Source organism: Acinetobacter sp. YH01018 (genome assembly GCF_013420295.1).
GTDB lineage: Bacteria > Pseudomonadota > Gammaproteobacteria > Pseudomonadales > Moraxellaceae > Acinetobacter.
Genome location: NZ_VOYL01000003.1, coordinates 1 through 23562 on the forward strand (window position 1 = coordinate 1; position 23562 = coordinate 23562).

The window sequence follows — 23562 nt, forward strand, 5'->3', positions numbered from 1 at the left end:
TAGCGCAAGGTCCGAAGATCCCCTGCTTTCCCCCGTAGGGCGTATGCGGTATTAGCATCCCTTTCGAGATGTTGTCCCCCACTAATAGGCAGATTCCTAAGCATTACTCACCCGTCCGCCGCTAAGTATTAGTGCAAGCACCAATACTCCGCTCGACTTGCATGTGTTAAGCCTGCCGCCAGCGTTCAATCTGAGCCATGATCAAACTCTTCAGTTTAAAATCAATAGTGCTTTATTCAAAACACCAAATCTGGCTCATCAATTTTCTGACAAATATTTCTCAAATAAACTTCGAGTAATTTCTACCATCAATCAATGAAAATAATTTCGATCAATCAACCAGTAAAAATCCACACAAGTTGTTCTTCATAATCTCTTAATGATCTTCTTACTGGTTCGTCACCAGCAAGCTAGGTCGGCTATATTACACTAGATATTCTCAGTGTCAATCAGTAATTCAAATTATTTTAAACTTTCTTTCTAAAACCTAATCTTAACACTTCGTGCTAAGTTGCTGTTTTATCAGAAGTTTTAATCTTCATCACCGCCGATGGATGTGCATTCTACACCATTCCAAACCCAATGCAACTCCTTTTTTTAACTTTCCACGCCATAAGGACATTTTTCAGCCATTTTAGTATTTTTTCCTACATATTTTGATCAAATTTGTTTTAATACGCCTGTTCAAAGACCTGTTAATATATTCAATTACGTATTTTGCTTTAAGTACCAGCTTAATAGAGCTCTAGGATTTTTTATGCGTCACTTTCATTATATTTGGGCTAGCTTTTTATCTTTAGGGTTAATTTCTCCTGTATTTGCGCAGGATTTAGTTGCTCCTTCTGAAGCACAGAATACTTCAGAGCTAGAATCTGCTACAGCACAAACTCAATCTGCTCAACATACCAACTCCAGACTTGAAGTATTGAAAGAATTAAAAAACATTAAAGCCAAAGATTTGAAAGTGGATGCAAGTGCAACTCAACCTGAAAACCAGAAAGATCCATTACAGCCCTTAAATAGACAGATATTTGCTTTTAATGAGGTATTAGATCGTAAGGTTGCCCGCCCTCTCGCGATTCAATATAAGGAAAAAGTTCCTAATGAAGTACGTGGCTCTTATCGCCAGTTTCGTAAAAATTTAGGGGAACCATGGAATGCAGTAAACCAGTTGATTCAAGGCCGTCCACTTCGTGCCGCGGAATCTTTAGGTCGCTTTACCGTTAACACTCTAACCACCCTAGGCTTTGCCGACCCTGCTCGTCGTATCGGTTTATATACAGAAGAAGAAAATTTTGGCACTACGCTAGGTTATTACGGTATTCCTTCTGGTGCTTATCTAGTCCTGCCTGTGTTTGGCCCTAGCACTTTCCGTGATACTTTGGGCCTAGTTGTCGATGGTCAAGCCCGTCCCCAAAAGTATATTTTAGAAGATCATGATGAGCTGTACTGGGGTGAGCAAGTACTACGCGGTATTGATGCGCGCTCCCAGCTTTTAGACATTGAAGATGTTTTACAAGGTGACAAATATGCGGCAATCCGTGATATTTATTTACAGCGTAAAAGTTTTTCCATTGCTGAAAAGAAAGGTCTAGAACCTGAAACCATGTTCATTGAAGACGATCAGGACAGCACTGAAGATCAAGATCAACAAAGTAATCCTGATTCATCCAATGATGAAATCCAAGAAGATGGCGTAGACACCACAACCAAATAAATCGTATCTATTTAATAGCAATATGATCAGCACAGCATCTTCCTTTGCTGATCATTAGATTGTTATAGTACAACACTAGATGATATCAATTTAAGGGTCATACAATTTCTTTATGTATTTCATTCAACCGACTCGCAATATTCCTTATTTAGATCAGGTACTCAGTGCACTTCCCGGTGTGCAAATGATTCACATAGATGATATTAATTTATATGATCCGACCATTTTAGCGATTGCTGATGTACAAGACTATCTGACTCACCAATGGTCACTCCCGACCATCGTCCTGGCTTTTGAAAATGAAGGGATGGCATTGGCTCAGGCATGGGAATTGGGTGCTTTAGCCGGCTGGATCTGGAACAAGCTGCCACTTGATCCGGAAGCTTCCTTATTAAAAATTGATGCCCAATACAAGCGTAATCAGGATAGTCGTGACCTGCCTTCAGCAGCAGAATTACAAAAACGTTTACTTCCCAACCCTCTAGAATTAATCAACTATAAGGTTGAAACCCTGTTTCAACCTTCTGCCTATTTGTCTGGTGACTGGTACGATTACTGGAAAATCAGCGATAAAGAAATCATGTTTTATCTGGCCGATGTTTCCGGACATGGTGTCACCAGTAGTCTACTGACATCCTGGATGGCGGCTTTTCATGGCCGATCCAAAACACCCCGTGAATTGATTAAAAAGCTGAATGGCATGCTGGTTCAGGAAAACATCGAAAAGCACATTACCATGATTGCAGGCGTTCTTAATTTAGAAACCCATCAATTACGCTGGTCCAGTGCCGGACATTATCCTCCTGCCATTATCTTTGAACCCAATCAGCCGCCTAAAATTTTAAACACCAGCAGTTTCCCTTTGGGGCTGACTGAAGACCTGGAAGTGGAAGAGTTTGAATGTGTGCTGAATCGACATGCCCGGTTTATTATTTGTTCAGATGGTGCACTGGAACCGTTTGATGGCGGACTGAATGAACAATTTGAAAAATTAGTCTTTCATTTGCAGAATCAATCCTTTCAGGCCCCTGAACATGTGGCAGACGACATCGCCATCTTAAGTTTACGCCGAATGAATTAATCGTATAATCAATATTTTAACTTTCAACTAAGCGATATACGACTCTAGGCTACTTGAGTCTATAGTGGCCCTATGTGATAATTTTAATATCCTTCTCTGCAAATGGCATTTATATGTCAACAGGTCATGTTGAATATGCAAGCTTGAATGGAACGCATATTTTTAAGCTTATTGGCGAAGTGCGTGCTCAATCTTGTATTAGTCTAGACAAACTTCTTAGTAAAATTGAACAGCAATCAAATGTCGTTGGGGCAATCGTAGATTTAACCCAAACTACATTTATTGACAGCACTGTTTTAGGTGTACTGGCCAAGCTGGGTTTAAAGCTGAAACAGGTCCATCAAATTCAGGCAGTCATGTTATCCACCAATCCGGATATTACTACCTTGGCCAATAGCATGGGCTTGGGACAGGTCTTTGTGATTTTAAATTACTGTGGTGATCCGAAAGTATGTACTCGCGAGCTAATCGAAGAGCACATTACCCATAACGCAATGTTAACCACTGTTCTAGATGCACATAAAACATTGATGAAGTTAAATGAAAGTAACCAAAACATGTTTGAGCCTTTGGTGAAACAATTACAAAAAGAACAAGACACCTTAGAACAAGTGTCGCAGCAAAACGCATAAAAATGATGATTTAGAGCTTACACCATGACTTTACTCTCTGTTGTACAAATGAATTCCCAGGATGATATTGAAGCCAATTTCATCGCAATCGAGTCATTGATACAACAAAGTAAAGCCGATGGTGCAGAGCTGATTGTTTTCCCGGAAAACTTCGTCTGTTTTGCAGGTGGAAAACAACACGAGACTGCAGCACAGTTTGAAAGCCTTCAGCAACGTCTAGAACAACTGGCACATCAATATCAAATCTGGATTGTAGCAGGAACACTTCCCTGCCCATTCCGGCCAGATGGTTCCATCATTAGTGATGGCCGTGTACGTACCGTCAGTTTATGTATTAGTCCTGAAGGGACTCAAGCACGTTATGACAAGATTCACCTGTTTGATGTACAAGTGGGTGATGTTGTGGGTGGCTATCAGGAATCTCGATTCTTTGAACCGGGTACGGATGTAATAATTGCCAAAACCCCGTTTGGTAATATTGGCTTAATGGTGTGTTATGACTTGCGTTTTCCGGAACTGGCCGTAACCTTACGCAGTCAAGGTGCAAACATACTTACCGCACCATCAGCCTTTACCTACACTACCGGCCAAATGCACTGGCAATTACTGCTACAAGCCCGTGCGATGGACAGCCAATGCCAGGTTTTAGGTGCAGCTCAACAAGGCTGGCATGGTGAAAAACGCCAAACTTGGGGGCATACAGGCGCTGCCAATTCACGCGGGCAGTTGTTGGCAATAGTAGAAAATGAAGGCACTCAACTAATTACCGTACCGTTTGATTTAACTGAACAAACCAAAATCCGTGAGTCAATGCCTTTGATGCAGCACCGTCGTTTGCTGCAATTCTAAACTTAGATTTTTTAATACCCATAAAAAAGGTTGATCAACAAATACGATCAACCTTTTTAATTTTAAGTACAGTGCCACAAAGCTTTACAGATAGTTTTTACCATTACAGATGATCAGTCATGATCCCACTTATTCGGCAGCTTCATTGGTCACACGCAGTACTTCCTCCAAAGTGGTTTTTCCTGCCAGTACTTTACATAAACCATCATCGCGGATTGAACCGGACTGTTTACGCGCATAACTTTCCAGCTCATATTCCGCAGCATTGCCATGAATCAGACGGCGCATCGGCTCATCCACAGGGACAATTTCATAAATCGCTGTACGTCCCATAAAACCGCTATGCGAACAGTGATCACAACCTTTCGGTTTCGGTAACTTCAGTTCAGCTCCAACATCCAAATGCCTGAAAATTTCGGTTTCAAACGCATCTGCATCATGCCATGTGGCACAGCGTGAACATAAGGTTCGAACCAAACGCTGGGCAATCACTCCAATTAGGGAGCTGGCCAGCAAGAACGGTTCGATGCCCATATCTTTTAAACGGGTGACTGCACCAATTGCGGTATTGGTATGTAATGTCGATAAAACCAAGTGACCAGTTAAGGATGCTTGCACGGCAATTTCGGCGGTTTCCAGATCACGGATTTCCCCGACCATCACCACATCCGGGTCCTGACGCAGCATGGCTTTTAAAGCACGGGCAAAGGTCATGTCTACTTTACTGTTGACCTGAGTTTGTCCGATACCTTCCAGTTGATATTCAATTGGATCTTCAGCCGTCAGAATATTTTTTGAGCCATCATTCAGGTCAGACAAGGCTGCATATAAGGTGGTGGTTTTACCCGAACCGGTTGGTCCAGTCACCAGAATAATGCCGTGTGGACGATGTACCAGATGGGTTAAGCGTTCATAATCCGGTTGCATTAAACCCAGATGGGTCATATTCAGACGTCCGGCCTGCTTGTCCAGTAAACGCATGACCACCCGTTCACCATGTGATGAAGGCAGCGTCGAAACCCGCACATCCACTTCACGTCCAGCCAGTCTTAAAGACATACGGCCATCTTGTGGAATACGCTTTTCAGCAATATCCAGTTTGGCCATGACTTTAATCCGTGACACCAATAATGGTGCCAGTTCGCGGCGTGGCTGCACAATTTCACGCAACTGCCCATCGACGCGTAAGCGTACCGACAGTTTTTTTTCAAAGGATTCAATATGAATATCGGAAGCCCCCACGCGGATAGCTTCAGACAGCAAGGCATTGATCAAACGTACAATCGGAGCATCATCTTCCTGATCCATCAAGTCTTCAGCTTCTGGCACCGAATCTGCCAAACTGAGTAAATCAGGATGATCTTCCAGACCGGCTGCCACTTGCTGCGATTCTCCGGTATCACCAGCAAAACTGGAACTGAGTAACTGATGAAATTCCTGCTCAGAACACAACTGGTGCTGTGCCGGATGCCCCAAATAGCGACGTGCTTCCTGTATCGCCAGCAAGGGCGTATTTTCACGGCGTACAATAAAAGCCTGATTGCCCTCGTAACGCAGCAATACGCCATGACGCTTGGCAAAACTATATGGTATTTGTAATTGTTTAAGTACTTGCATCAAAGTTTATAATGATGAATAAATTGATTTGAGTGTACTCTAAGCATAAGACAGCGTGAAGTCTGTTTTTAATGATTAAGCTATAAAGGAAATATGCCGTTGTCTAAAAACGATGAACTGATAGATGCAGAGCAGCCCAATTTAATCAAATGGTGGGGCGAACAAAGCTTTGAATTGAATCAGCCTAAGGCCTGGCAGTTTGGTTCACTGTTATTTCGTCTGACTCGTGGTCTGCAAGAATGGCGCATGGAATATCATCGTCCACAGGTGCAGTACGACTATGAACAGAAGTGGCATGCGATTGAAGATCCGAATTTTGCTTTTCCGCAACCGCTGAAAGTTGAACGTTATATGTTCAAGTCCACTCACAATAAATTACAGCTGATGCCGCGTCTGGCCGATCGTTCCGTGGTGATTAAACCGGTCGATCCGATTTATATTCCGGCAGGACAGCGCGGTACGCTGTATATCAGCACCCCGTTATGGATTGCAGGCTTTGTCGAAAGCCAAAAAGACCCGCTGTTTGATATTCCGGTGATTCTGCCCAAAGATACCTGGTTCGGGCCCAATCATCGTATCGGTGAAATTTGTTATGCCACCGCGGTCGATGGCCGTACTGAACTGCATCAGCTCAAGCCACGTGCCTTTCGCGCGGTGACTCCAATTGAATTTCATAATACCAGCCATCAGCAGTTACGCTTTGACCGGATGAATGTGCCGGTTTCTGCACTTCCCCTGTTCTACAGTGAAAGTACCGGACGCTTATGGACGTCACAGATTAAAGTTTTGCATGAAGGGTTGGATAAACCGCCACGAATTCGAATTGAAAACCGTACCCCTCCTCATGCGGGTGAAGTAATGTATGTCCATCCACCACGTGAACAGGCAAGTGCTTTATTCAACATGTTTGATTCATTTTTCTAGGGCGGCAATATGGCAGATTCGAATATCCCAAAAGAAATTACCAGCAGCCTCAAAAGTATTTTTACCAATATCAACACAGAACGCCTGACTGAAATTATCGTTGCCGTCGTACTGTGTCTTATTGGTTTTTTAATTGCACGTTTTGTATCCAACACCTTTATCCGCACTGTTGGCTCACGCTTTAATGCCCATCAAAGTCTGGTTTGGCGCCGTGGTATTTTTTATTTCATCTTCCTGATTTTTGTGATGGCCAGCCTGAAAGAAGCCGGTTTTAAACTGAGCGTGTTTTTAGGTGCAGCCGGTATTTTAACTGTGGCGCTGGGTTTTGCTTCACAAACCTCTGCATCCAACCTCATCAGTGGTTTATTCCTGATTGGGGAAGGCTCTTTTGAGATTGGGGATACGGTACAAATGACCCTGATTCGCGGACATACCATTGAAGGTGAAGTGATTTCAATTGACCTGCTTTCGGTAAAACTGCTGACTCAGGACAATGTCTATGTACGCGTACCAAACGAACAGCTGATTCGTGCTCCCGTCTATAACCTGTCCAAATTCCCGATTCGGCGTATTCCCATCACTTTAGCCATTAACTTTCATGAGGACATCATTAAAGTTCGGGAAGTATTGCTGGATGTTGCCAATAAATACCCGCTCGTGTTAGCCGATCCAAAACCGGCCGTAACCGTAACCGCTTTCCGCGAATCCTCGATTGAGCTGTTATTTGCCATCTGGTGTAACCGTGAAAACTTCCTGAAAGTTCGTGATGAAATGCAGGAACGCATCCGTAATGGTTTCCTGGACAATCAGATTGAAATTCCTGTACCGAAAATGGGCTTTGTCGACCGGCCAGCACCTGCCCAGCCGTTAAGTGATGAAGATATTGACCCGTATGCCAATGCCAAAGAAGTGAAAAGAGAACAAAAATCTTAAATAACCCGAATCTCGGATAAGAAATTGACTTGAAAAATAAGCGGACTAGAGCCATCAGTTGAGTTACCACACAAAACTCACAACTCTAGTCCTGATGTTTAATAGTACCCAATTATTCTGTGTAATTGATGATTTCTTTATTAAATTTGAAGCAACTTATTGGAAATTCCTCAAGCAAAGCTGTCGCTACTCAAGAATCCGAGCTGCACAATTAACTATTTCAGAAATCATCTTTATCGCTGTTTGGTATAAATGCTCTCATTTCAATAATTTCAAAGCATTCTTCTCATGGTTGAAACAGGATAAAAGACATTTATTTAAAAGCTTACCCTGTTACCAAAGGATGATCCACCTGATCAATATGCATCAATTGGCGCTACATGCTTTACATGTAGCTTTGACGAAAGGTCAACAGAGTCAATATTTATGGATTGATTCAACGACTCTGCCAGTTTGTAAAAATCAACGCATCCAGCGTCATAAATCATTAGCCAAAATCGCATCTCGTGGTAAAAGCTCAATGGGATGGTTTTATGGCTGTAAATTACATATTGTGATGAATCAATTTGGAGAAATAGCTTGCTCTGCTTTATCCAATGGACATATAGCCGACATCAAAATGGTTGAGGAATTGGTTAAAGGTATGGAAGCAAAGCTGTATGGAGATCGTGGCTATATCAGTATCCAATGGACATATAGCCGACATCAAAATGGTTGAGGAATTGGTTAAAGGTATGGAAGCAAAGCTGTATGGAGATCGTGGCTATATCAGTCAGGAAACGAAGCATAGATTAAAAGATCAAGGTATTGATTTAATTACCTATCATCGAAAGAACATGCAGTCTATACAGCTTTCTGAATCTGATGGATATCACTTGAAACAGCGCAATAAAATAGAAACCTTATTCAGCTTATTGAAAGGTCAATACAATCTGGTTACAAGCAAATCACGTAGTATTTCTGGATTTCTCAGTGGAATCTATGCATCGTTATGCGCATATCAACTTACCCATCAAAATAAGCCAAAAATTCAAATTATGGGATCAATGGCTTAAACAGGATTCGGGTTAAATAATAAAAGGCCCAATAACGCTTAGGGCCTTTTATTATTTCTAACGAAACATAATTTTTTTAATCACAAAATTATGTTCAATCTGAATTTCATTTGGTCTGTATATTGGTGTTACATTAAGATGCTCGGAAGGCAGAAGGTCATTTTCAATACCTATTTCATATAAAGAAGGGGGAGTATGGCCGGGAAATAAAGATAAGAAAAAACCTAAACCATACAAATTAAAATAAAAACCACCAATTTCATCATTTTTCAAAAATGGAACTATAGCAATAACACTATTCTGAACAGAAGACTGGACTACTGCCGGTAAGATATATAACCCCATTTCATAAGAGAAAATATTTTTATTGAAAGCTATATGTAGTAAATAATCAGGAACTTTATTCTTTTCAGAATTATTCATTCCCACACCAATAAAACAATTTTCTTTTATACTTAAATTAATTGCTGTTTTTAATAACCATCTTTCAAAAAGGTCATTTTTTATTATTAGGCTATTTTCCTTATTAGACGGGTTTTGTAAAAATTTAATGAGTTTTACACCTTCTAAATCAATACATTCACCCAATTCATTATTATGCTTTGTACATAAAATATTCGCGCCAAATGATGCTATCCCAATTCGTGCTGGCTTATCTAAACACCAGCTAAAACCTTGTACTATTATTGATTTATCATCAAAAATTCCCTGAGAGATGTAATGCTCTAACGATATTTGATCACTACAATTACCTAAACCATTTGCCCAACAATTTTTCATTTATCTATACCTTATTTTTTATCTGAATTGGAATCGGTGCAATATAGGCGATCATCAGCATCACAAAGCCTGCACCCAGGAATGAAATCACCCGGGTTAAGGTGCCAATATGCGACAGGTCAAACAGCACCAGTTTCAAGGTTACAATCACCAGAATACTACCGCCCAAAATCCAGACTGAACGCAACTGTTTTCGGCTGGCCAGACTCATGGTTATAAAGGCCAAACTGACCCATAACAAAGTCAGACTCAGTTGAACGGTTGCATTTCCCCACACCGCCATTTCATTAAACGGCGTGTTTAAATAAACATGCAATGCTCGCAGCACAATATAGCTGCTAAGCCAGAGCAAACTCAGCACCATCAGCACGGCAACCATGCCTTTATCCAGTCCCAATTTCAGCTGCAAGGACAACATCCAGATAAAACCCGCCAGCATGGCAATACTGACCAGATCAAAAGGATTGATGATCGGTAGAATATAGCCCTGAAAAGCTTGCTGGGTAAACAATTGCGAACAGACAATCCAGGTTGCCATCAGCACCAAACTGCTGCGGGCTTGCCAGAACATTTTCCAGTCTGGATTATCTAGCTGCCAATAACACCAGGCACAGAACAGTAAAGGCAGAACCACCACACTGATATAAGGCATGCCCGGAAGCAGGGTTAAGCTGGTCATGGCCAGACTGGTCAGGGTGCCAAAACTGACCCACTCTTTTTCAGTTCGCACACCCAACATCGGACGCAGCCACAATGCAGTCAACATCAATCCGGAAAGTGCAAAACCCAGACGGTCAAACATGGTCGGCCAAATAATGATGCCCTGCTGACTTTGATCAATCACAATAATCAGGGCAAAAACAAACACCGGAATCAGCCCCAGCCATTTCGGAAATAGCCAGGTCCAGGTGGCCTTGCAACGCAGCATCAACTCATTCATCAGCAGATAGAATCCACTGACAATCAACAGGCTCATCACCAGCTGACTGGAATGCTCAATTTCATCGAGTAACAGCACAATCAACATGGTCGTGGCTGACAGCATCTGCAAACAGTGGAAGGCTATCGTGGAACTGCTCAGTTGCTGTCTAAAGGACTCCCGGCTATTCGCCACCAAAACCACGGCGAAATAACTCAGGCATAAGCCCCAATACATTTGATTAGGAAATTCATTTAGCTCCACCAGGTAATACAAACTGGATAAACCAGCAACAATCATCAGTCCCATGGCCAGATAGCGACTGATATCCGACTGACGATACAGGGCATAAGTAAAAATGATCAGCCCTTCCACCGCCCAACCAATTACACTCCATTGTTTATGCAACAGAATTGGTGGAATTAGGGCCAGGAAAATCAGCATTAAACTGAAATAACTTTGTGAAATCAGTTGCACCGCCTGATGGTGTTTTGACAGTTGATACAAGCCTGCATACACGGCAGTAAAGGCCAGACTCGCTCCGGCCTGCCAGCGCGTTTCTTCAAAATGCATCAAATAAATAAAAATATAACCAACCAGAGGCGCACCAAAAATCAGGGCGATATCCAAAGCAGGTTTCAGTTTGAACTGAACCAGATCTTCTTTGGCCAGCAGCTGGCTAAAACGGAAACTCAACCAGACAAAGATTGCAGTATGCACCGCAACCAATAAGGTTAAAGCATTTCGTTCAAATTCCTCTCCACGATAAAAAGCATAACCACCGCCCACAATCACTGTCATTAAAAATGCGATTTGATTCAGCATTTTCCACGGGCGTAAGGTACTGAGGATCGCAACGGCCAGATTGATCACCACATAATAAGCAGTCAGTTCAATTGCGGTCACGTTGCGGACCGGCAAGGTAAAAGGTGCAATATAGGCAATGATCATCGCCATCAACGCCAGTTCAATGGATTGCTGTTTTAAGCTGAGAATCAGAGTTACGCCCATGATGAAGGCAAAACACAGTCCAGCGATGGCGAGCGTCGGAATCACCACATTGTAATAGGCAAAAAACAGCGTCAAAAATAAGGCCGCTAACCCCAATCCTTCCAGAGCCTGGGCAAAACTGCGGTTTTTACTCTGCATCCAATAACCAAGCCCGGTCACTGCCCCACTGACCGCTGCAACAATCGCCAGTTTCATCGCCAGACTGAGTTGCCAATTTTCGGTGGCAAAACGTAGCAACAAGATGATGCCAATGACCAGCACCAAGATCGCAACTTTTAACACCGGATTACCTTGAAAAATCCACTGCTTTAACTGTTCAATCAATTCCGATGACGATGATGCAGGCTGAGATTCAGGAGGCTGAGACGGTGGATTTTCAACAACCGGAGAAGCCAGCGTTTGAGTGTGCTGCAATTGCGTTTGAATCTGGTTTAATAAGCCTTCTAAACGGCGCAGCCATCTGAGAAAGAAAAAAATCCACGCCGTGATACCCAGCCCGACGGCAAACTCCCAATCCAGAATACCGCCGACAATGGCAACAATTGAACACAGATATAAAGGAACTTTAGAGCTTTCCTGAAATGAAATATTTGTTTCTACAGCAATTTGTGCTGCCGGGGACTGGATCGCATCGACATATTGCATCAGGCTCATGACAAAGGCCAAGCCACACAAATAGGTGAAGATGCGTACATCCAAAAACCAGGCCCCCACCCCGACAATAATCAATACCATCAGCCAAATCATCCGGATTTCGCTCTGTCCTTTCCCCATTTTTTCTTTATCTCAATCCTGATTGATTCGATGATACAACAGCTGTGACTTTGATTTTTAAGCATTCATCAGATATTCGGTAACACGCATCTTGAATGATGTGTCTATGTTCATGTGCAAAATCACGTACAATAAGGCCGATATTTGAATTAGGAATCTTTCAATGCCACCATTTGTTTTGGTCGATGGCTCATATTTTTTATTTCGTGCATACCATGCACTGCCACCACTAACCACTTCGACTGGTTTACAGACCAATGCAATTCGTGGTGCCATTTCTGCAATTCAAAAATTGATGCGCCGTATCCAGCCGACGCATATGGCGGTGATTTTTGATACGCCTGAACCGACGTTCCGTCATCAGCTTTCGCCCATTTACAAGGGTGACCGTCCAAGCATGCCGGATGAACTGTCTCAGCAGATTCCCTATCTTCATAACCTGATTCGTGCTTTGGGCATTCCTTTACACACCCTTCCTGGCGCCGAAGCAGATGACGTGATCGGCACCCTGGCTAAACGCGCAGAAGCCAAAGGTTATCAGGTGCTAATCTCGACCGGCGATAAAGACATGGCACAGCTGGTCACCGATAAAGTGACCCTGGAAGACAGCTTTAAAGACAAGCCGATGGATGTGAATGCTGTCTTTGAAAAGTTCGGGGTATGGCCCAACCAGATTGTCGACTATTTGACCTTGATGGGTGACACCTCAGATGGCATCCGTGGCGTACCGGGTGTCGGCGCGAAAACTGCGGCCAAACTGTTGACCGAATACGGCTCGATTGGCGGCATTCTGGAAAATGTCGATAAAATTAAAGGCAAAGTCGGTCAAAGCATTAAAGACAATGTCGAAGGCATTACCCTGGATCATCAGTTGGCCAGTATCGTTTGCGACCTGGATATGGGTCTTTGTTATGAAGACCTGAAACTCGGTGATCCGAATGTTGAAGAACTGCGTCGCCTATATACCGAACTTGAATTCCGTAACCAGTTACAGTCTCTGGATCATCCGAATAATCCGAATAATTCAGTCTATAAACAGGCAGCCAAGAGTATTGAAACAACAATCGATACCACAGCTGTCATTAATACTGAAGATGAGGCAGAGCTGACGAGTATAGATGATCAACTGGGTAAAGCCACTTATCACACCATTTTGACTCAAGCGGACTGGGACAACCTGTTCCAGCGTTTAAGCAGCGCCAAACGTTTTGCTTTTGATACCGAAACCACCAGTCTGGATTATCGCGTAGCGGAAATGGTCGGCTTTTCACTGGCTTTTGATGCCAACGATGCCTATTACATTCCACTGACCCATGACTATGAAGGGGCACCGGAACAGCTGAATCGTGAAACTATCCTGGCGCAAATCAAACCGATTTTAGAAAATCCTGCGGTTGAAAAAATTGGTCATCATTTAAAATATGATGCCCATATTCTGCAAAATCACGGCATCGAACTGCAAGGCTGGTATTTCGATACTATGCTGGCATCCTATGTTTTAAATTCTGTGGCGACCCGTCATGGCATGGATGATGTTGCTCGTGTGTATTTGAGTCATTTGACCACCACCTTTGAACAAATTGCAGGCAAAGGCGTTAAACAGAAGACCTTTAACCAGATCGACATTGAAACAGCGGCGCATTATGCGGCGGAAGATGCACATGTCACCTATCGTCTATACGAGGTATTGTCGAAAAAATTGCAGGCCATTCCTGAGCTGAACAATATTTTGCACAATATTGAAATGCCGGTAGCGCGTGTGCTGACCATCATGGAAGAAAACGGCATCGAGCTGGACCTGAAATTTTTAGATCAGTTGAGTGTCGATTTCTCCAATACCATTCAAGACTTGGAAAACCAGATTGTTGAAATGGCCGGTCAGCCGTTTAATGTCAGCTCGCCGAAACAGGTCGGTGAAATCCTGTTTGACAAACTCGGTCTGAAAGGCGGCAAAAAAACAGCAACCGGTCAATACAGCACCAGTGAAAGTATTCTGGAAAAAATCGACCACCCGATTACTGATTTAATTTTGCAGTATCGCGGTCTTTCCAAACTGAAAAGCACCTATACCGATGGCTTGCAAAAACAGGCCAACAATGACAGCAGGCGTGTGCATACCAGCTACCATCAGGCTTTAACGGCAACAGGTCGTTTGTCCTCAACCGATCCCAACCTGCAAAACATTCCGGTACGTGAAGAAATTGGCCGTCAGATTCGTAAAGCCTTTATTGCACCTGAAGGTCGGGTTTTGCTAGCTGCCGATTATTCACAGATTGAACTGCGTTTAATGGCGCATCTTTCCCAGGATGAAGCTTTGGTTGATGCTTTTAAGCATGGTCAGGATGTACACCGCCGTACTGCAGCTGAAGTTCTGGGTATTGCACTGGAAGACGTCACCAATGACCAGCGTCGTCAGGCCAAAGCCGTTAACTTCGGTCTCTTATATGGCATGTCCGAATTTGGTCTGATTCGTCAATTGGGCTTTACCCGTGAAGAATCGCAAAACTATATCAAGCAATATTTCCATCGTTATCCGGGCATTTATGAGTACATGCAACGTACGCGTCAGGTGGCTTTGGAACAAGGTTTTGTGGAAACCATTCTAGGTCGCCGTTTATATACGCCGGATATTGATGCCCGTAACATGATGGTACGTAAAGGTGCCGAACGTGCGGCCATCAATGCTCCGCTTCAAGGCAGCGCTGCTGACATCATTAAAATAGCCATGATTGAAGTGGATAAAATGTTGCCTAAAGATCAAGCTAAAATGCTGTTACAAGTACACGATGAATTGGTGTTTGAAGTCGATGCCGACATTGCCGATGAACTGGCACCGAAACTGGCAGAAGTGATGCAATCGGTGATCCAGCTTTCAGTACCGCTAATTGTCGAAGTGGGTAAAGGCAATAACTGGGATGAGGCGCACTAATCCAGAAATTTCCCCTCTTTTATAAAGAGGGGTTAGGGGAGATTCATTTTTCATCTTTATAGATGATGAGCCTCCTCAAAATGTATTTTCAATCCAAAAGAGAGAAGTTCTTTAATCAACTTGAAGAACTTTTCCATTTAAACTACATAAACGATATAGCGTAAAAAATCCTTTTTATTCAATCCAATATATTTTATTTCATCATAGAAAAAGATTATAAATCAATAAATCGGGTTACTCCTACACGCTGATCAAACTCTACCTGCTGTTCTGCAGAAAGCTTGGAACGCTGATGGCGTAATGAATATCCTCCTATCATTTCCCCATTCTGCTTTAAAATATACCAATCCAAAAGATCAAACTCACTGAATTTCAGCCACTGTCCAATCTGAATCCATGTAAATTCTTCTGGCAATTCAAAAGGACGTGCAAAGCAAAAGTGATCTTCAAAAAATGGCGTCATCAGCCAGATATTCGCACCCTCTTCGGAATCAAGGCTAACTGGAATATAAAATTTGACGCATGCAAAATCACCTTCAGATACTTTTTCTAAATTTTCTTTAAAAATATCCAATAATTCTCTTGCGATTTTTATCGTTGCCAAATATGCATCAGCTTCATGATCAATAAGCATAAATTGAGGTTCAAGTTCGCTATTCATCCACTAATATCCTGATTTAAAATTATTTTATTTCACAATAAAAAAAGGACTCAAAGAGAGTCCTTTTTTACTACCTGAATGTTATAGCCCAGTCAGAAGTACAATCGCCACTTCATTCATAATAATTTCGGCAATATACAATGCCAAGAAGGCAACAATTGGCGACAGGTCAATCATACCCATATTCGGCAAAATACGGCGGAACGGAGCCAACAATGGTTCTGCCAGCTCTTGAATGACTTCAATATACGGTGAGCGAGATTGAGTAAACATCACCACCCAGCTTAAAATAATCGTTGCAAAAATCAGGTAACGACAGAAGCGGATCAGATCCTGAATCATGGTGACAAAGGTCAAAATCACCAGATGTACCGGACTGTTCGGCATAGCACCTGAAAGGTACATTACCCCAAAAATCTTGAGTAAATATAAAAGCACCACCAAAGCCAAGGCTGCCGAATTGACACGACCTTTTGCCAAGGTGGGAAAAATACGCCCAAACAGATCGACGATTTTTGTCGCTTTCACAGTAGACATGACGACAGGATTATAAGCATTCACCGCTGCAAGCTGCATCAGAAAACGAAAGAATACGAGCAAAATCGCTACGTTAATAATAATGCCAAAAATCAGCGCAGAATTTGCACCCATACTGGAACTTTCCTAAATAAAAACGAGTTATTTGCTACTTTCACTTAGCTCTTGAGCAAGTTCTTGACTGCGCTTTTGCGCGGCAGCCAAAGCGGCCTGAATATTTTGAGAGATTTGCGCACGATCGAATATTTCCAGTGCAGCTTGAGTCGTACCATTTGGAGAGGTCACATTTTTGCGCAATTCTGCAGGTGTATTTGAACTGGTAATCGCCATTTGTGCGGCACCCAATGCTGTTTGCAATGTCAATGCAGTCGCCACTTTTTCATCCAGACCCAGGTTTTTGCCTGCACGAATCATGCTTTCCATCATATAGAAGAAATAAGCCGGACCAGAGCCAGATACTGCCGTTACAGCATCAATTTGTGCTTCTGAATTGACCCAAATGGTTAAACCGGTTGCAGCCAAAACCTGACTGGCCAATTCACGATCCTGTGCATTCACCGCTTCCGTTGCATACAGGCCATGTGCTCCTGTTTGCACCAAAGCAGGTGTATTGGGCATAACACGAACAATTCGATTGGTTTCTAGCAGGTTGGCAATAGTCGCGATTTCAGCCCCAGCCACAATCGACATCACCAGTTTGCCTTCAAACAAACCTTTAAGCGGTTTTAATACGCTGGCCAGTACTTGCGGTTTCACTGCAAAAAGTACGATATCGGCATCACGAATGGCAGCAATATTGTCATCCGTCACATGTACATCTTTTTCTGTTAATAAAAGACGGACTTTTTCGACCGGATCAGAAACTGTAATACGTGTTGGCGGCAAGCCACGCGAAATCAGCCCGCCAATCAAGGCTTGGGCCATATTACCGCCACCAATAAAACTAATATTACAATTTAAAGCTGCACTCATGGATTCATACTCGACTTAGAATTTTTTAACTAAGAGATCAAATTTGGTTGCCATCCACCGATTTCACAATATTCAGATTGGGCTAACCAAAACCCTTTTGGTGTAAAAACACCAAGCATAACATTATCTATGCTTAATATTTGAATTCTATAACGCTGCCAGGGAAAAATTTGTGCTTCCTGAATGGCTTTTTTTAATGGCCAGGCACCGACTCGCCCATATAAATGAATTTTTTCTCCACCTTTGCGCATCACCAGATCCAGTTTTTTGCCCAGCAATGCTGCTGACAGACCTATTTTTGCAGTTTCAGCAAGATAATCTCCTGAAAGAGTTTCTATCTTTTGCCCTAACGCTACACAGATGGTTTGTTCGGAACTATTCGATTGATTTTTTTCAGCCAGATATTCTGCGGCACTTAAGCGGAAAATTTTTTGCTGATAACGCACATAATAATATTGATTCCAGTGCAATGCCGCCTGTGCATCAGATTTGGAGCCAATCACTTCAAGCAACAAGCGTTGCACCATTTCAAAACTCGGGCGATAAGTATCCTGCCCTTTCATCCAGGCAGAGAGCAATTGCTTTTGCCGTGCACTTGATAATTGGGATAACTTTTCTAAATCTAGTTCAGTTGCCGATCCGCAATGGTTTAAATCCTGCTGTAATACGTCCAGCAAAATATCTTCCGCATCCTGCATGAGATAACTGGTGCGGCTGAGTGCCTGTTGCATTTTTGGATAACGTTGTTGCAACAGCGGCCACAATTCATGACGGCACCAAGCCCGATCGTAATGGGTATCTAAATTGGTGGGATCTTCAATATTTTGCACATTCAGCTGAGTGGCCCATTGGCCAATCTGCTCACGGGAAATATCGAGCAGTGGTCGCCAAATGGTGAATTGCTTTCGTACATCGACCTGCTTCATGGCGGATAAACCATGTACGCCGGCACCCGAAAGCAAGCGTAGCATCAAGGTTTCGGCCTGATCTTGCTGATGATGCGCCAAGACCAAGATATCATTGGCTTTTAAATGTTTTGAATAAGCTTGATAACGCGCGTTACGTGCCTGATGTTCCAGGTTGCCATCTTGCACTTCAACGGCTTCAACAATACACGGTACATTCAGCGCTGCACATTGATCAGATACAAATTCCCCCCAGTCTGCACTATTTTTTTGCAACTGGTGATCGACATAGATCGCACGGATTTTTTCAGGAAATAAATCAGACATTAAACGCAATAGCAGCATGGAATCCATGCCGCCACTACATCCAATCAAGAAAGTGCTTTCAGGAGAAAAGCACTGGATTTGTTTTAAGATGCCAGACCGGAATTGTCGCTGCCAAACTTCATTAAGCGCTGGTAACGTGCTTCGCATCTCTCATTCGCATCCATCGATTGCAATTCTTCTAAAGCCTGTTGTAACACATCTTTAAGATCTTGCATCACTTTTTCAGGCTGCAAATGTGCGCCTTCACCTTCATCCACCACATATTCAACAATACCAAGTTGTTTTAATTTCTCTGCAGTTAATGCCAAGGCTTCGCTGGCTTGTTCCGCTTTCTCTGCTGTTTTCCATAAAATGGATGCACAACCTTCAGGAGAAATCACCGAATAGATACTGTGAGACAACATCACCACGCGATCCGCCACACCAATACCGAGTGCGCCACCTGAACCGCCTTCACCTAAAACGGTCGCAACTACCGGAACTTTCAGGCTTGAAAGCTGTGCAAGGCTAGTGGCAATCGCTTCTGCCTGACCACGTTCTTCCGCACCGACCCCAGGATATGCACCCATGGTATCGATAAAAGTGAATACTGGCAGTTTAAAACGTTCAGCCATGTCGAGTAAACGCTGTGCTTTACGGTAACCTTCGGGATTACTCATACCGAAGTTGTGTTGCAATTTTTCACGAGTGCTGCGACCACGATGTTGCCCAACAATCATCACTGGCTGACCATTAAAACGTGCCAAGCCACCGATCATCGCACCATCATCACCAAATACCCGATCTCCATGTAAAGCATCGAATTCAGTGAAGATTTCACCAACATAATCCAGGAATTGCGGACGTTCTGGATGACGTGCAATTTGAACCGTTGTCCATGCTTTAGATTGAGCAGCTTTATTTTTCATAGGTCGACCATTATCCCTAAATTAACAATACCTTGTTAACCAATCACTTGTTAATAGATAAATTGTTCCGACTGAATATTCAATTCAATATCCCAATGCTTAAACTGCATCTGTTCATCATGCAAGTCTGCTACAAGCAAAGGCCATTGTTTGGCATCGCCAGAAACGCTGAGCTGCCATTGTTGCTCATTGATGATACTTAATTCAATGGCAGGAAGCATCTCATCACTACGACTATGATTCAGTAAAACTGCTAAACGCAGCAATAGACATAAGTACACAAGTTTGCTACCACCGACCTTAGCAACATCAACCCGTGCATCGCCACGAAGTTTACGACGGTGATGAGCGACCAAATGTGACAAATGGTTTTGGTCAATTTGCGAGAAACCCGGAATATCCGAATGCTGCAATAAATAAGCCCCATGGCGATGGTAACCACTGTGACTAATCGCCAGGCCAATCTCATGCAAATATGCAGCACGACGCAGTAAGTCACTGTCATCATTAGTTAAATTTAATGATTGTGCAACGCCATTAAACAATTGCTGTGCCGTATTGACTACACGCTCAGCCTGTTTGCTATCTGCGTTATAGCGTCCCATTAAAGCATGCACAGAACGGTCGCGAACGTCTTCATGCTGGAAACGACCAAGCAGGTCATACATGACACCTTCACGTAACGCACCATCTGAATAAACCAGTTTGTCCAGCCCCAGCACATCAAATACCGCATATAAAATGGCAATCCCTGCTGGCAAAACTGCTCGGCGGTCTTCTTTCAGGCCATCAAATTCCATTTCGGTCACGTGCTTGTATTTGAGCAGCTTGTCTTTGAGTTTTTCCAGACCTTCACGGGTGAGCTCTTCTTTTTCATTGCTCCAGCCCATATTCACGGTAATCTGACGACAAGCTTTAATTGTTCCGCTTGAACCCACCACAGTATCCCAACCGGCGGCTTTATAGGTATTGGCAATGCCTGAAATTTCCTTACGGGCAGCGGTCACCGCTTTATCGAAACTTTTCTGATTGATCTCACCCTCCATAAAATAGGCTTTGGTGAAGGCCACACATCCCATTTGTACAGATTCAGTATGGATCGGCTCGAATGCCTCGCCGATAATCAGTTCAGTTGATCCACCACCAATGTCAATCACCAGGCGGCGGCCACTATTGGCCATGGTATGCGATACACCTAAATAAATCAGACGAGCTTCTTCACGACCGGCAATAATTTCGATCGGTTTAGGTAAAATCTCTGCTGCTTTTTGAATAAATTCATGACCATTCTTGGCCTGACGTAAAGCATTGGTGGCGACAATACGCAACCGGTTGGCCTGTACAGAACTTAAACGCCCGACAAAACGTGCCAGACAGGCTAGACCTCGTTGCTGTGCCGCCTCAGTCAAATTTTTGTTTTCATCTAAACCCGCGGCCAATTGTACTTTTTCTGACATTGAAGCCACTTTTTTTACTTCGCCATGATCTACACGTGCAATCGCCAAGTGAAAGCTGTTCGACCCCATATCGATGGCAGCAAGTAACTCTTCATCAATCAAAAAATCAGACATTATTCAAACAAACCTATAAGAATTGTGCTTAGAGTAATTCACATGCATGCAATTTAAAAGCCATTTATCAGTTCAACTGAAGCAGTTTTTAATTTTTTTAATCGCTTAAACAATTGTAGGACACGATAATCAATATCGTGAGCATCAATTAGACAAACTCAATATAATGATTGAAAATTTACATATCCCTCTACATAGTTAAACGAGGCTATGTAATACTTATAGTTATAGAACTAACTTAAAATTTATTTGGAGCATTCCATGTCTGGCAATATCGTAAACACAACTGATGCGAACTTCGAAGCTGACGTTTTACAATCTGACATTCCTGTACTTGTCGATTTCTGGGCAGGCTGGTGTGCACCTTGTAAAGCTATTGCACCTGTACTTGAAGTATTATCTACAGAATTCGAAGGCAAAGTAAAAGTTGTTAAAGTTGACGTAACTGCTTGTGAAGCGACTGCCGTAAACTACAATATCCGCAACATTCCTGCACTATTGATGTTTAAAAATGGCGAAGTTGTCGCTCAACAAGTCGGTGCTGCGCCAAAATCTAAATTAACTGCTTTTATTGAAGAAAATATCTAATTTAAAAACAGTGTAATTGAATCCAATGCGCTATCACCAGATAGCGTATTTTTTTCGTCTATAAATTGACAAAAATACGATTAGCTCTTATATTGCTTGTTCAAGGAATAAAGGATTTCTAATCCGTCATTTTCTTACAAGACACAACACATAAGATCGCCGCTCGGCAACAGAAATTGTTTTTACACTTTTCTCTTCGAAACAATGAATCAGACCTCTGGATTGTTATTGTGCAAATACAATTGCGTTACGTTTATTGCGTGTAAGCGGCTGAATGTTGCTCCCTTTTCTCATCTCTATCCCAGAATTTTAATTCTATCTGACCCCCTATGAATTTAACTGAACTCAAGAAAAAACCGATTGGCGAACTCATCAAAATTGCCGAGTTTATGGGCCTGGAAGGAATGGCTCGTAACCGCAAGCAAGACATCATTTTTGCCATCTTAAAACGCCATGCAATGAATGGCGAAGAGATTTTTGGTGATGGTGTTCTGGAAATTCTGTCTGATGGTTTTGGTTTCCTCCGCTCAGCAGCGGGCTCTTATCTTGCAGGCCCAGATGACATTTATGTCAGCCCATCGCAAATTCGCCGTTTCAACTTACGCACCGGTGATACCATTACTGGCACAATTCGCCCACCCAAAGAAGGCGAACGCTATTTTGCGCTTTTAAAAGTTAATCAAATTAACTACGACACGCCTGAAAACTCGCGCAACAAAATCCTGTTTGAAAACTTGACCCCATTGTTCCCGACTGAACAATTGGTGATGGAACTGGGTAACGGTACGACTGAAGATTTGACTGCACGTGTAGTGGACTTGGTGGCCCCGATTGGTAAAGGCCAACGTTCTATTATCGTTGCGCCACCAAAAGCGGGTAAAACCATGTTGTTACAAAACATCGCACAGTCGATTGTCCGTAACAATCCTGAATGTTTCCTGATCGTGCTGCTGATTGACGAACGTCCTGAAGAAGTAACCGAAATGGAACGTACCGTTCGTGGTGAAGTGATTGCTTCAACTTTTGATGAATCCCCAGCACGTCACGTACAAGTGGCTGAAATGGTCATTGAAAAAGCAAAACGTCTGGTAGAACACAAGAAAGATGTGGTAATTCTACTGGACTCGATTACTCGTTTAGCGCGTGCCTATAACACTGTCATCCCTTCTTCAGGCAAGGTGTTGACTGGTGGTGTGGATGCGCATGCCTTAGAGCGCCCAAAACGTTTCTTCGGTGCTGCACGTAACATTGAAGAAGGCGGCTCATTGACCATCATCTCTACTGCCCTGATTGAAACCGGTAGTAAAATGGATGAAGTGATTTACGAAGAATTCAAAGGAACCGGTAACCAGGAAATTACGCTTGATCGCCGCATTGCCGAAAAACGTGTATTCCCTGCAATGAATATCAAAAAATCCGGTACTCGCCGTGAAGAACGCCTGATGTCTGAAGACAACTTACGTAAAGTATGGATTTTGCGTAAATTGTTGCATACTCAAGATGAACTGGCTGCCATGGAATTCTTGCTGGATCGTATGAAAGAAACCAAAACCAATGATGATTTCTTCGATCAAATGAAGCGTAAAGCGACCAACTAAACACAGCATTATTCTTTTTTTCTATAAAAGGCTATCTCTAACGATAGCCTTTTTATTTGGTTGACTTTATTTACATAAAGCTACAATCAAGTCTTTTCTTTGTAAACTTAAGGGAAAATTTCATACCTGTTAAAAATATTAACTTTAAAAAACCATAATTTTTAGCGAGTTATTTAGTATTTATCCAATATAAACTCTCCGATTGATTGTTATTTTCTGTTAAAAAAACGCTCATTTTTTATCTTTTTTTGCATTTTTTACTAGCCCCCTAGTA

18 protein-coding genes, 1 rRNA gene and 1 pseudogene are annotated in these 23562 nt (G+C 42.7%); 10 read left to right on the top strand and 10 right to left on the bottom strand.

Annotated elements, in window-relative coordinates; genetic code table 11:
* Positions 1–217: ribosomal RNA gene (locus FTT83_RS01715) — 16S ribosomal RNA — on the bottom strand; the annotation flags it as partial.
* Between the two features lie 540 nt (positions 218–757).
* Here FTT83_RS01715 and FTT83_RS01720 point away from each other — a divergent pair.
* From FTT83_RS01720 to FTT83_RS01735, 4 genes are all read left to right on the top strand, one after another.
* Positions 758–1717 (top strand): VacJ family lipoprotein, encoded by a 960-nt coding sequence (locus FTT83_RS01720; RefSeq protein ID WP_180176183.1) that lies wholly within the window; start codon positions 758–760, stop codon positions 1715–1717.
* 112 nt (positions 1718–1829) lie between these two features.
* The gene (gigA, locus tag FTT83_RS01725) at positions 1830–2798 is read left to right on the top strand and encodes an RsbU family protein phosphatase GigA (protein ID WP_180176182.1); all 969 of its coding nucleotides are present in this window, start codon (positions 1830–1832) and stop codon (positions 2796–2798) included.
* Positions 2799–2911: 113 nt separating this feature from the next.
* Positions 2912–3430, top strand: coding sequence for an anti-anti-sigma factor GigB (gigB, locus tag FTT83_RS01730; RefSeq protein ID WP_180176181.1), 519 nt, complete (start codon positions 2912–2914; stop codon positions 3428–3430).
* A gap of 24 nt (positions 3431–3454) precedes the next feature.
* Positions 3455–4279 carry a carbon-nitrogen hydrolase family protein gene (locus FTT83_RS01735; protein WP_180176180.1) on the top strand — a complete coding sequence of 275 codons (825 nt, stop codon included), beginning with the start codon at positions 3455–3457 and terminating at the stop codon, positions 4277–4279.
* A gap of 129 nt (positions 4280–4408) precedes the next feature.
* Here FTT83_RS01735 and gspE read toward each other — a convergent pair whose 3' ends face one another.
* Entirely contained in the window at positions 4409–5896 is a 1488-nt protein-coding gene (gspE, locus tag FTT83_RS01740) for a type II secretion system ATPase GspE (RefSeq protein WP_180174717.1), read from the bottom strand.
* A gap of 93 nt (positions 5897–5989) precedes the next feature.
* Here gspE and FTT83_RS01745 point away from each other — a divergent pair, with 93 nt between their 5' ends.
* The 3 genes and pseudogenes from FTT83_RS01745 (at position 5990) to FTT83_RS01755 (ending at position 8808) form a co-directional block, all read left to right on the top strand.
* Positions 5990–6820 (top strand): hypothetical protein, encoded by an 831-nt coding sequence (locus FTT83_RS01745; protein WP_086197453.1) that lies wholly within the window; start codon positions 5990–5992, stop codon positions 6818–6820.
* Positions 6821–6829: 9 nt separating this feature from the next.
* The gene (locus tag FTT83_RS01750) at positions 6830–7753 is read left to right on the top strand and encodes a mechanosensitive ion channel family protein (RefSeq protein WP_180176179.1); all 924 of its coding nucleotides are present in this window, start codon (positions 6830–6832) and stop codon (positions 7751–7753) included.
* Positions 7754–7847: 94 nt separating this feature from the next.
* Positions 7848–8808 (top strand): annotated as a pseudogene (locus FTT83_RS01755) (IS982 family transposase).
* Positions 8809–8865: 57 nt separating this feature from the next.
* On the opposite strand, the gene FTT83_RS01760 reads toward FTT83_RS01755, so the two are convergent.
* Together FTT83_RS01760 and FTT83_RS01765 are read right to left on the bottom strand one after the other, a co-directional pair.
* Positions 8866–9588: a hypothetical protein gene (locus tag FTT83_RS01760; RefSeq protein ID WP_180176178.1), complete on the bottom strand. Its 723-nt coding sequence runs from the start codon at positions 9586–9588 to the stop codon at positions 8866–8868.
* A gap of 4 nt (positions 9589–9592) precedes the next feature.
* Complete coding sequence (locus FTT83_RS01765) at positions 9593–12292, bottom strand: DUF2339 domain-containing protein (RefSeq protein ID WP_180176177.1); 2700 nt, start codon at positions 12290–12292, stop codon at positions 9593–9595.
* A 163-nt stretch (positions 12293–12455) separates the two neighbouring features.
* Here FTT83_RS01765 and polA point away from each other — a divergent pair, with 163 nt between their 5' ends.
* Complete coding sequence (gene polA, locus FTT83_RS01770) at positions 12456–15221, top strand: DNA polymerase I (protein ID WP_180176176.1); 2766 nt, start codon at positions 12456–12458, stop codon at positions 15219–15221.
* Between the two features lie 214 nt (positions 15222–15435).
* Here polA and FTT83_RS01775 read toward each other — a convergent pair whose 3' ends face one another.
* The 6 genes from FTT83_RS01775 to ppx form a co-directional block, all read right to left on the bottom strand.
* Positions 15436–15882: a DUF2314 domain-containing protein gene (locus FTT83_RS01775; RefSeq protein WP_180080917.1), complete on the bottom strand. Its 447-nt coding sequence runs from the start codon at positions 15880–15882 to the stop codon at positions 15436–15438.
* Positions 15883–15963: 81 nt separating this feature from the next.
* On the bottom strand, positions 15964–16533 hold the full coding sequence (locus tag FTT83_RS01780) for a YggT family protein (RefSeq protein ID WP_086197458.1): 570 nt from the start codon (positions 16531–16533) through the stop codon (positions 15964–15966).
* Between the two features lie 27 nt (positions 16534–16560).
* Positions 16561–17391 (bottom strand): pyrroline-5-carboxylate reductase, encoded by an 831-nt coding sequence (proC, locus tag FTT83_RS01785; RefSeq protein ID WP_086197459.1) that lies wholly within the window; start codon positions 17389–17391, stop codon positions 16561–16563.
* 29 nt (positions 17392–17420) lie between these two features.
* Positions 17421–18770: a tRNA lysidine(34) synthetase TilS gene (gene tilS, locus FTT83_RS01790; RefSeq protein ID WP_180080915.1), complete on the bottom strand. Its 1350-nt coding sequence runs from the start codon at positions 18768–18770 to the stop codon at positions 17421–17423.
* Positions 18707–19531 carry an acetyl-CoA carboxylase carboxyltransferase subunit alpha gene (locus FTT83_RS01795; RefSeq protein WP_086197461.1) on the bottom strand — a complete coding sequence of 275 codons (825 nt, stop codon included), beginning with the start codon at positions 19529–19531 and terminating at the stop codon, positions 18707–18709. The genes tilS and FTT83_RS01795 overlap by 64 nt, the downstream gene beginning before the upstream one ends.
* Positions 19532–19581: 50 nt before the next feature.
* Positions 19582–21102: an exopolyphosphatase gene (ppx, locus tag FTT83_RS01800; RefSeq protein WP_086197462.1), complete on the bottom strand. Its 1521-nt coding sequence runs from the start codon at positions 21100–21102 to the stop codon at positions 19582–19584.
* Positions 21103–21363: 261 nt separating this feature from the next.
* Between ppx and trxA the strand changes: the two genes are divergently transcribed.
* Positions 21364–21690 (top strand): thioredoxin, encoded by a 327-nt coding sequence (gene trxA, locus FTT83_RS01805; protein ID WP_092820879.1) that lies wholly within the window; start codon positions 21364–21366, stop codon positions 21688–21690.
* 329 nt (positions 21691–22019) lie between these two features.
* Positions 22020–23288, top strand: a complete 1269-nt coding sequence (gene rho / locus FTT83_RS01810; RefSeq protein ID WP_005007569.1) for a transcription termination factor Rho — start codon at positions 22020–22022, stop codon at positions 23286–23288.
* Positions 23289–23562 lie beyond the last annotated feature (274 nt).